Annotated in this window: 12 protein-coding genes; 10 read left to right on the top strand and 2 right to left on the bottom strand. The window is 65.4% G+C overall.

Annotation, left to right across the window (positions count from 1 at the left end; genetic code table 11):
• The 5 genes from EN984_RS16520 to EN984_RS16500 form a co-directional block, all read left to right on the top strand.
• On the top strand, positions 1–605 hold a 605-nt coding region (locus EN984_RS16520; protein WP_206517434.1), incomplete at its 5' end, for a bifunctional ornithine acetyltransferase/N-acetylglutamate synthase.
• 29 nt (positions 606–634) lie between these two features.
• Complete coding sequence (locus tag EN984_RS16515; RefSeq protein ID WP_127269617.1) at positions 635–1,387, top strand: GNAT family N-acetyltransferase; 753 nt, start codon at positions 635–637, stop codon at positions 1,385–1,387.
• On the top strand, positions 1,380–1,802 hold the full coding sequence (locus tag EN984_RS16510) for a (deoxy)nucleoside triphosphate pyrophosphohydrolase (RefSeq protein ID WP_127269618.1): 423 nt from the start codon (positions 1,380–1,382) through the stop codon (positions 1,800–1,802). Before EN984_RS16515 ends, EN984_RS16510 begins: the two co-directional genes overlap by 8 nt.
• Positions 1,803–1,930: 128 nt before the next feature.
• On the top strand, positions 1,931–2,245 hold the full coding sequence (locus tag EN984_RS16505; RefSeq protein ID WP_013529445.1) for a hypothetical protein: 315 nt from the start codon (positions 1,931–1,933) through the stop codon (positions 2,243–2,245).
• A gap of 109 nt (positions 2,246–2,354) precedes the next feature.
• Positions 2,355–2,540 (top strand): Flp family type IVb pilin, encoded by a 186-nt coding sequence (locus EN984_RS16500; protein ID WP_013529446.1) that lies wholly within the window; start codon positions 2,355–2,357, stop codon positions 2,538–2,540.
• A gap of 27 nt (positions 2,541–2,567) precedes the next feature.
• Here the strand turns inward: EN984_RS16500 and EN984_RS16495 are convergent, their stop codons facing one another.
• Entirely contained in the window at positions 2,568–3,443 is an 876-nt protein-coding gene (locus EN984_RS16495) for a methyltransferase domain-containing protein (protein ID WP_127269619.1), read from the bottom strand.
• A 65-nt stretch (positions 3,444–3,508) separates the two neighbouring features.
• Between EN984_RS16495 and EN984_RS16490 the strand changes: the two genes are divergently transcribed.
• The 4 genes from EN984_RS16490 to EN984_RS16475 are packed head-to-tail and all read left to right on the top strand — an operon-like array spanning position 3,509 to position 5,905.
• Entirely contained in the window at positions 3,509–4,309 is an 801-nt protein-coding gene (locus EN984_RS16490) for a ComF family protein (protein WP_127271367.1), read from the top strand.
• A 27-nt stretch (positions 4,310–4,336) separates the two neighbouring features.
• Positions 4,337–4,606, top strand: a complete 270-nt coding sequence (gene grxC / locus EN984_RS16485; protein WP_127271365.1) for a glutaredoxin 3 — start codon at positions 4,337–4,339, stop codon at positions 4,604–4,606.
• A gap of 10 nt (positions 4,607–4,616) precedes the next feature.
• Positions 4,617–5,483: a carbon-nitrogen hydrolase family protein gene (locus EN984_RS16480; protein WP_127383831.1), complete on the top strand. Its 867-nt coding sequence runs from the start codon at positions 4,617–4,619 to the stop codon at positions 5,481–5,483.
• Positions 5,480–5,905: a DUF1178 family protein gene (locus EN984_RS16475; protein ID WP_023811158.1), complete on the top strand. Its 426-nt coding sequence runs from the start codon at positions 5,480–5,482 to the stop codon at positions 5,903–5,905. The genes EN984_RS16480 and EN984_RS16475 overlap by 4 nt, the downstream gene beginning before the upstream one ends.
• Positions 5,906–6,096: 191 nt before the next feature.
• Here EN984_RS16475 and EN984_RS16465 read toward each other — a convergent pair whose 3' ends face one another.
• Entirely contained in the window at positions 6,097–6,582 is a 486-nt protein-coding gene (locus EN984_RS16465; protein ID WP_127271370.1) for a MarR family transcriptional regulator, read from the bottom strand.
• A gap of 96 nt (positions 6,583–6,678) precedes the next feature.
• Between EN984_RS16465 and EN984_RS16460 the strand changes: the two genes are divergently transcribed.
• Positions 6,679–7,156: DMT family transporter (locus tag EN984_RS16460; protein ID WP_164765493.1), on the top strand; the 478-nt coding region annotated here is incomplete at its 3' end.

Here is a 7,156-nt window from a genome sequence, read left to right as displayed (position 1 = left end):
ATCTGTTGTCGCGCGGCACGGCCAAGTCCTTCAACGCGGTCACCGTCGACAGCGACACGTCGACCAGCGACACGCTGCTGATCTTCGCCACCGGCAAGGCCGCCAAGCGCGGCGCGCCGGAGATAACCGATCCCAAGGATGCCCGTCTCGGCGCGTTCCGCCGGGCGCTCGGCAAGGTGCTGAAATCGCTGGCGCTGCAAGTGGTGCGCGACGGCGAGGGCGCCCGCAAGCAGGTCGAAGTCACCGTCACCGGCGCCAAATCGGCGCGCTCGGCCAAGCGCATCGCGCTGTCCATCGCCAATTCGCCGCTGGTCAAGACGGCGGTCGCCGGCGAGGACGCCAATTGGGGCCGCGTCGTCATGGCCGTCGGCAAGGCCGGCGACCCCGCCGATCGCGACCGGCTGTCGATCTGGTTCGGCGACAACAGGCTGGCGCATGAAGGCGAGCGCGACCCCGGCTACTCCGAGGCCGCGACGTCGGCCTACATGAAGCGCGACGACATCCGCATCCGTGCCGATATCGGCATCGGCCGCGGCAAGGCGACGGTGTGGACCTGCGATCTCACCAAGGAATATGTCGCCATCAATGGCGATTATCGGAGCTGACGGTTTTGAGCTCCAGGCATCCGGCAAGCATGCTCGCGATCGTACGCCGCTACGAGGCGGCCGGCTTTCGCGCCTGGCCGGCAGCCGCCGTCCACTATGACGGCACCTGGGTGGTGCGGCTGACCGCCGGCCATCCGGCCAAGCGGCTGAACTCGGTCAATCCGCTCGATCCCGGCGATATCATGCACATGGCCGACCGTATCGGACGGGCCAGCCGCCGTTTCGATGCCTATGGAAGGCCGCTGACGTTCCGCATGTCGCCGCTGTCGGGTCCCGATCTCGCCAGCCATCTCGACCGCGAGGGCTGGAGCCGGTTCGACGAGTCGCTGGTCATGCGGCTGCCGCTGGCCGGCGCGCAGCTCGACGCCGCCATGGACCAGATTCCGCTCAAGGACATCAGCCGCTTCATCGGCGCGTTGCTCAAGGTCAGCGGTTCGGATGTTTCGCTGCGCCCCGGCCTGTCAGAGATCATCGGCGCCATCCAGCCCGAAGCCGGGCTGTTCGCGCTCGAAGATGGAGCCGAGGCGCTGGCGACGCTTATCTGCGTGCATGACGGCGATCTCGCCGGCCTGTTCGAGGTCGCCACCGACAGATCGGCGCGCAACAAGGGCCATGGCCGCAACCTGATCCTGTCGGCGCTGAAATGGGCGCGGCTGCGGGGCGCGCGGGAAGCCTGGCTGCAGGTCGAGGCCAACAACGTGCCGGCGCTGGCGCTCTACCATTCGCTCGGCTTCGAGGAAGTCTATCGCTACCACTACCGCCGGCCGCCGGGTCATGAATAATGTCGTGACCGCCGGCAAACGCCTGCTCCTGGTCGCCGCCTGCGCGCTGGTCGATGCCGACGGCCGGGTGCTTCTGGCGCAGCGGCCTCAGGGCAAGCAACTTGCCGGATTGTGGGAATTTCCCGGCGGCAAGGTCGAGCCCGGCGAGACGCCCGAACAATGCATCATTCGCGAACTGCATGAGGAAATCGGCATCGAAACCGACATTCCCTGCCTGGCGCCGCTCACTTTCGCCAGTCATTCCTACGACGATTTCCACCTGCTGATGCCGCTGTTCATCTGCCGCCGCTTCCGCGGCATCGCCCATCCCAGGGAAGGGCAGGCGCTGAAATGGGTGCGGCCAAAGCAGATGCGCGACTATCCGATGCCGCCGGCCGATGCGCCGCTAATCCCGTTCCTCATCGATCTTCTCTGAGGCTCGCGTCCGGTCGGTTCCTGGTCGAGGCGTGTATCAGCCAGCGTTAATGGAAGATTTATCTCGTCGTGAAAAATTGAAGCATGGCCGTTCGCGGCCGAGCCGTCGATTTGCCGGGGAGCGATAGCATGAGCCTAGACAGGGATTGGGACTCGATCCGGCCCGAGCGCGGTTTTCGCGCCGCCGATGCGGGCATGGGCATATTGCGCATCACGCTGCTGTTCGGTTCGGCCGCGGTGGCGCTGGCGCTGATCGCAACCCCCTTCCTCGACAGCCAGACACGCTCGCTGTCGGCCCGTGATGGTTTCGGCGGGCTTGACATGGCGGCGACAGGCTCGATCGGCCATCGCGAAACCTACACGCTGCGCCGCAGCGTGCTGCAGCCGCAACCGAGCTCGGTCTGCATCATCAGGTCCAATGGCAGGAGCAGCGGCGACTGCTGACATGGTTAAGAGATTTCGGAAAGGCGGCGGTTTCATCGCCTGTTAAGCCTTTGCCGTTAACCTTTCTTAACAGGTCGGCTGTAAGGTCCCGGACAGAGGGGTTGAGGCCATGAAAGCAGTGCTGCTGGGTTTTCTGAACGACGAGACCGGCGCCACGGCCGTCGAATATGGCGTCATCATCGCCGTGCTGTCGCTGGCCATCGTCGGCGGTATCGGTGAGGTCCGCGACGGGATCATCTGGCTGTTCAGCGACAACAACAGCAAGCTTGCGAACGCTTTCGCACCCACGCCCTGATCCGGCTTTCCGCGCCTGCGGGCAGGATCATTGCCCGCCGGGCGCCTCCAGGATTGTTCCCAGCGAGACCTTGGCCGACCCTGGCTTAAGCGGTTTTTGCTGCGATGCGTCGGGCGCCCAGCCGGACATCCAGACAATCGAGAAACTTGCCCTCACGCGGCCGTCGGGGTCGGAAAACCGCTCGGCGTAGATTTCCGCCGCGCGGGCAAACAGCTTGCGCGAGCCCGGCCGCCGGCTGCGATCGGTGAGCGCAGAGGTTTCGCCCATGGCCCGCAGATCCGCCATCAGGTTGAACAGGCTGGCATAGCGCACCGTCACCGTCTCGACGTCGGCGACCGGCAGAGCGAGACCGGCGCGCTGCAGCAGCGCACCGGCATCGCGCACGTCGGTGAACGGGGCGACACGCGGACTGGCGCCGCCGTAAAGCTCGGTCTCGGCCGAAAGCAGGCTTTCGCGCAACTCGAAAAGCGTACCGGCGCCGGCAAAGGCGCCGAGGAAAAGACCATCCGGCCGCAACGCACGGCGGATCTGGATCAGCATGCCGGGGATGTCGTTCATGGCCTGCAGCGACAGAAGCGACACCGCCAGATCGAGGCTTTCCGCTTCGAACGGCACGGTTTCGAGCGGTGCGATCAAGCCGGCGCCGCCACCGCTCAGGAAGGCCGTGTCCGCCTCGACGCGGACGATGTCGGCGACCTTGCCGCTTTCGGCGAGCGTTTCTGCCGCCGCCGGCGTCTGGCAAAACAGCACAGCCGCCTTGCCGAACCTGCGCTCGACGGCGCCCAGCCGGTCGGCAAGGTCCTCGGCCGTGCGGCGCATGAGGAAGTCCGCACCGTCGACCGGATGGGCAAGCGCGCGCCGCTTGTGCGCCAGCCATAGAGAGGTATCCATTATCGGCTGCAACGGGCAGATCCTTTGTTTGTCCACGCTCCGGGATCGTTGATATAGTGGCGCGCAGGAGCAACCACGTGGCCGATCCGATGCCCAAGATCAAGTCCATCGCGATCACGAACCTGGCCCGGTCGGTTGTCGGCTGGCCGGCGCGTATGCTGTTTCCGCCGGTCTGCGCCGGTTGCCGCCGGCATGTCTCGCAGCCAGGCGTGCTGTGCGGCGCCTGCTGGCCGAAGCTCAGGCTGCTGGAGCGGCCATGGTGCCCGGTCATGGGCACGCCGTTCACCCACCATATGGGCGAAGGCTTTCTGTCGGCCGAGGCGATTGCCGATCCGCCGCCTTTCGAGCGGGCGCGGGCGGCGGTCGCCTATTCCGGCGTTGCCCGCCAGATGGTGCAGGGGCTGAAATACCAGGATCGCACGGATCTGGCACCCTGGATGGCGCGCTGGATGGTTCGCGCCGGTGCCGATCTCATCGCCGAGGCGGATGTGGTGGTGCCGGTGCCGCTGCACTGGCGGCGCTTTTTCAGGCGGCGCTTCAACCAATCGGCGGAACTGGCGAGGGCGGTCTCGACGCTTAGTCAACTGCCCTTCGCCCCCTCGGCGGTGCGTCGCGTGAAACTCACCCGCCAGCAGGTCGGGCTGGAGCGCGGGGAACGCGAGGAAAATGTGCGGGCTGCCTTTCGGGTACCCGCCGAGGCGGAAATCGAGATCGCCGGCCGCAGGGTGCTTTTGATCGACGATGTCTACACCACCGGCGCCACGGTGCGTTCCGCCACCAAGGCGCTGAAAAGGGGCGGTGCGGCCGCCGTCGACGTGCTGACCTTTGCGCGTGTGTTGCCGGGGGACTTCCGGGCGGACGAGTCCGCGACTATATAAGTCGGCAACGAACAGCGGAAATTCGTCATGGCCGATGTCACGATCTACACCCGCATGATGTGCGGCTATTGCACGGCAGCCAAGCGGCTGCTCGAGCGCAAGGGCGTCGCCTTTACCGAGCACGATGCCTCCTTCTCGCCGGAACTGCGCCAGGAGATGATCTCCCGGGCGCATGGCCGCACGACCTTTCCGCAGATTTTCATCGGCGATACGCATGTCGGCGGCTGTGACGACCTCCACGAGCTAGAGGCCGAAGGCCGGCTGGACAAACTGCTCGCCAACGGCGCGACGAATTGAGGGAATGACGATGGGTGTTTTCAAAGCCGCTGCGATCCAGATGCGTTCAGGCGAGAGTCCCGAGCGCAACGCCGTGGATCTCGAACGGCTGGTGCGCGAAGCAGCCAGCCTAGGTGCCACCTATATCCAGACGCCGGAAATGACCGGCGCGCTGATCCGCGACAAGGAAGCTCGCGCCGCCTCGTTTACGTCCGAAGACAAGGACATCGTCGTTTCGACCGCGCGCAGATTGGCCAGGGAACTCGGCGTCTTCCTGCATATCGGCTCGACCGCCATCCTGCGGGCCGGCGGCAAGCTCGCCAACCGGGCGCTGCTGTTTGGCCCGGATGGTGCTGCGCTCGCCACCTACGACAAGATCCACATGTTCGATGTCGACCTCGACAATGGTGAGAGCTGGCGTGAATCCGCTGCCTACGAACCGGGCACCGAGGCCGTCGTCACCGAGATCGAGGGTGCAAAGCTCGGCTTCGCCGTTTGCTACGATTTGCGCTTTCCGCAGCTCTTCCGTGCCGAGGCACTGGCCGGCGCCGATCTGCTTTCCGTACCTGCCGCCTTCACCCGTCAGACCGGCGAGGCGCACTGGCACGTGCTGCTCAGGGCCCGCGCCATCGAGAATGGCGCCTATGTCATCGCCGCCGCGCAGGGCGGCCTGCATGAGGATGGCCGCGAGACCTACGGTCATTCGCTGATCGTCGATCCGTGGGGCCGTATCATCGCGGAAGCCGCGCATGACGAGCCTGATGTGATCGTCGCCGAGATCGACCCGGCGCAGTCGCTTGCCGCGCGCAAGAAGATCCCCAACCTCAGGAATGCACGGGATTTCGCCGTCAATGCCGGTTCGGGCGAGGCGCCGCGGCTCAGGGGTGCAGCCTCTTGATCCGCTTTGCCCTGATCTGCGAGCACGAGCACGAATTCGAAGGCTGGTTCCGCAGCAACGACGATTTCGACACCCAGAAGAAGCGCGGCTTTGTCGATTGCCCCACCTGCGGATCGCACAAGGTGCAGAAGGCGCTGATGGCGCCGGCCGTCTCCACGGCGCGCAAACAGGAAACAATAGCGCTGGCGATGGGCGAGGCGCAGAAGCAGGCTTTGGCACAGCTCAAGGCAATGGCCGAGAAGGTGCGCGAGAACGCCGACTATGTCGGCGACAAGTTCGCCGAGGAAGCGCGAAAGATCCATTTCGGCGAGAGCGACCCGCGCGGCATCTATGGCGAGGCGACGCTGGACGAGGCCAAGAGCCTGGCCGAGGACGGCGTCGAGTTCATGCCGATCCCGGTGTTCCCGGACGATCGCAACTGAGTCTTTCGACGCCAGCGGGACAGCGCCCCCCTTTGTCCTGCCGGACATCTCCCCCACGGGGGAGATCGGACGTCACCTAGGCCTTCGCCAATCTCTGACGTGGCAGGCGCAGTGTCGAAGCTGCCAATCTCCCCCCTCGTGGGGGAGGTGTCCGGCAGGACAGAGGGGGGCGCGAAGGATCGCAACAGAAATTAGCTCACGCTCCCGATCAGCTTTTCCAGCAGCCGAGAGAGCGTCTCCCGTTCCGCCGGCGTCAAGCCCGAGAGAATCTCGTGCTCGTTGGCAACATGGGCAGTGACGGCCTCATCGATCAAGGCCAGGCCCTTGTCGGTCAGCCTCACGACAATGCCGCGCCTATCGTTGGGATGCGGCCCGCGCAGGATCAATCCGGACGTTTCGAGCCGGTCGAGCCTGTTGGTCATGGCGCCTGACGTCACCATCGTCGCTTCATAGAGGGCGGTTGGCGTCAGCGCGTAGGGAGAGCCTGAACGGCGCAGCGTGGCCAGCACGTCGAATTCCCCGGACTGCAATCCATAACGGGCAAACAACGGCGCTAGGCGCTCGCGGGCGATCAGCGAGGCGGCCTCGTTCAGCCGCCCGAGCACACCCATCGGCGAGACATCCAGATCGGGCCGCTCCCGCTTCCATTGCTCGATCGCCCGTGCTGCCCTGTCCAACTGTCTCACCATCATATATCTTGACGTTAAGAATCTTTCCATTATCTTATCTTAACATGCAATGCCGGCCAAGGGCCGCGCTACAGGATTCGGTCAATGAAACGTCTTTGGGATTCGGCGCTCGGCCTGCTGGTCGTCACCGGCGGCCTGCTCGGCCTGACGCTGCCATTCGGCAAGCTCGCCACGGCTGCCGGCGTGCCGGCCATGGTCTGGGCCTTCGTCATCTCGCTCGGCGCCGGCGGCGTCTTGCTGTGCGTGCTCCTGGCTCGCGGCCAGCGGGTCCGGCTCACCGCGCACAAATTCCGCTATTTCTTCGTCACCGCCGCGGTGTCCTATGCCGTCCCCAACCTCCTGATGTTCTCGGCCATCCCGCATCTGGGCGCCGGCTACACCGGCATCATGTTCACCCTGTCGCCTGTCATCACACTGGTGTTCTCGATCCTGTTGCGTGTCCGGCGCCCCAACATGCTGGGCATTGTCGGCATCGCCGTCGGCTTCGTCGGCGCCGTCATGGTCGCGGTGACGCGCGGCGAGGCCGGCCAGCCGGCCGATTTGTTCTGGGTGGCGATGGGGT

The organism is Mesorhizobium sp. M7A.F.Ca.CA.004.12.1.1 (assembly GCF_003997835.1).
In the GTDB taxonomy this organism is placed as follows: Bacteria; Pseudomonadota; Alphaproteobacteria; order Rhizobiales; family Rhizobiaceae; genus Mesorhizobium.
Note: the sequence above shows the minus strand (reverse complement) of the source record. Positions and strands in the feature narration are given on the sequence as shown.